Origin of the sequence: uncultured Aquincola sp. (genome assembly GCF_964001545.1) — a bacterium.
Lineage (GTDB): Bacteria > Pseudomonadota > Gammaproteobacteria > Burkholderiales > Burkholderiaceae_C > Aquincola.
In genome coordinates, this window is record NZ_CAXFDV010000347.1 from 1 (window position 1) to 2,006 (window position 2,006).

Annotated in this window: 2 protein-coding genes and 1 pseudogene; all 3 read right to left on the reverse strand. The window is 71.6% G+C overall.

All coding sequences use genetic code 11. The annotated features are described in order from the left end of the window. Positions 1 to 720: pseudogene (locus ABNT58_RS12040) on the reverse strand (23S rRNA (cytosine(1962)-C(5))-methyltransferase RlmI); the annotation flags it as partial. Between the two features lie 42 nt (positions 721 to 762). After that, a complete protein-coding gene (locus tag ABNT58_RS12045; protein ID WP_348753714.1) occupies positions 763 to 969 on the reverse strand; it encodes a hypothetical protein in 207 nt (68 codons plus the stop codon). A 39-nt stretch (positions 970 to 1,008) separates the two neighbouring features. After that, the gene (locus ABNT58_RS12050; RefSeq protein WP_348753715.1) at positions 1,009 to 1,980 is read right to left on the reverse strand and encodes a tyrosine recombinase XerC; all 972 of its coding nucleotides are present in this window, start codon (positions 1,978 to 1,980) and stop codon (positions 1,009 to 1,011) included. Positions 1,981 to 2,006: the final 26 nt, after the last annotated feature.

A 2,006-nucleotide genomic window follows, 5' to 3' on the forward strand; every position in this document is an offset into this window, starting at 1 on the left:
CGCCACGGTGAAGCCGCCGGTGTAGCAGTAGCAGTTGAGCACCCGCTGTACGCCGAAGTGCGACACCAGCTCGGCGAAGCGGGCGCGGTTGTCGCGCTGGTCGAGGTAGAAGCCGGTCTTGTGGCCCAGGGCCACGTCCAGGTTCAAGCGCCAGTCGTGCTCATGGATCACCAAGGCGCTGTGGTCGTCGTGCTCGGCCTGTGGCGTGCGACGCAGCCAGCCGCTGGCATGGGGCAGGCCTTCCAGCTCGCGCACGCTGGCGTCCGACCGTTCGTACAGCCGCGTGGCGCCGGTGATTTGCAGCAGCAACTCCGCGATCACCGGCTTCCAGCGTTCCACGCCGGTGGCCAGGAACTGCGCGCTCAGCGTGCTGCCGTACTGGTCCACCACCAGACCGGGCAGGCCGTCGGCCTCACCGTGCACCAGGCGCTTGCCGTCGCTGGCAATCGGCAGCCGCTCACGCAGCGCAATGGCGGTGCGCAGCCGGCGCTCGAAGAAGGCGCGGTCGATGCGCTCCTGCTCATCGAAGCTCCAGGCCCGCAGGCGGATGGTGGATTCAGGGCTGTAGGCGGCCCAGGCCAGAAAGCGGCCTTCGGCGCTTTCCACCCGCACGGTTTCACCCGCATCGGCCTTGCCGCTGGCCACGCTGCCGGCAAACACCCAGGGATGGCGCCGCAGCAACGAGCGGTCGCGGCCTTCGCGCAGCTTGATCTTTTTCATCCGGCGATTGTCGCCGGCAGGTCCGGAAGGAGCCGGAAACCGTCAGCCGCGAGGCGCGGGCGCGGCGGTCTGCTGGCTGACGGGCACGGGGGCCGCCGGCTGCGGCTGGGCAGTGACGGTGGGCGCCACCAGCGGCGCAGCGTTGGCCTGCGGTGCTTCCACCGCGCGATAGAGGCCCGCGAGCGCAACGCCCAGCACGACGGTGCCGACGAAGGCGACGAGGCAGGAGATGGGGTCTTTGTTCTTCATGGGAGTGCTCACCGGTACCTGGGGCACCGGGACCGCGATTCAAGCACCGCGCTTGCGTGCGCGGGGATGGGCGGCATCGTAGACCTTGGCCAGATGCTGGAAATCGAGCCGGGTGTAAACCTGTGTGGTGGCAATGCTGGCATGGCCCAGCAGCTCCTGCACCGCGCGCAGGTCGCCGCTGGACTGCAGCAGGTGCGACGCAAAGCTGTGCCGCAGCATGTGCGGGTGCACGTGCACCGGGAGACCGGCCTGCAGGGCCAGCGCCTTCAGCCGCGCGCGCACCTGGCCATCGGTGATGCGGCCGCCTCGCTTGCCCACCAGCAGCGCCGGCTCGCCGGCCTTGGCCAGCTGGCCGCGCACGGCCAGCCAGTCGTCCAGCGCCTGGCGGGCTGCGCTGCCCACCGGCACGCTGCGCCGCTTGCTGCCCTTGCCCAGCACATGGGCGGTGGCTTCGCCGCCCGGCTCGCGGTCGATCCAGCCCACCGCCTCAGCGCTGCCGGCCACGTCCAGCGCCACCAGCTCGCCCACACGCAGGCCGCAGCCATACAGCAGCTCGACGACGCAATGGTCGCGGGCGCGCATTGCCGGGTCTGGGGCGGTGGGCTCATGCTCGGCCAGCGCCACCGCATGGTCCACCGACAAGGCCTTGGGCAGCGGCCGGCCGGCCTTGGGCGCACGCACACCTTCCACCGGGTTGCTGCTGATCTTGCGGTTGTCGCCCCACCAGCGGTACAGCCCCCGCCAGGCCGCCAGCACGATGGCGATGCTGCGCGGCGCCAGGCCCTGGCCATGCAGCTGCGCGGCCCAGCGGCGCACATGGTGGCTTTGCACCTGCAGCAGCGGCACCGGGTGCGCCTGCGCGGCCCGCACCAGGCGGCGCAGCGCCTCGGTGTACAGCGTGAGGGTGCGCGGTGCCAGGCGGCGTTCGACCTGCAGGTGCTGCAGCCAGGCCTGCAGCTCGTCAGGCAACGCAGCCTGCGGCTCGGTGGCAGGCTCGGCCGCAGCGGTCATCAGGCGGCGGGCGGCAGCAGGCGCGA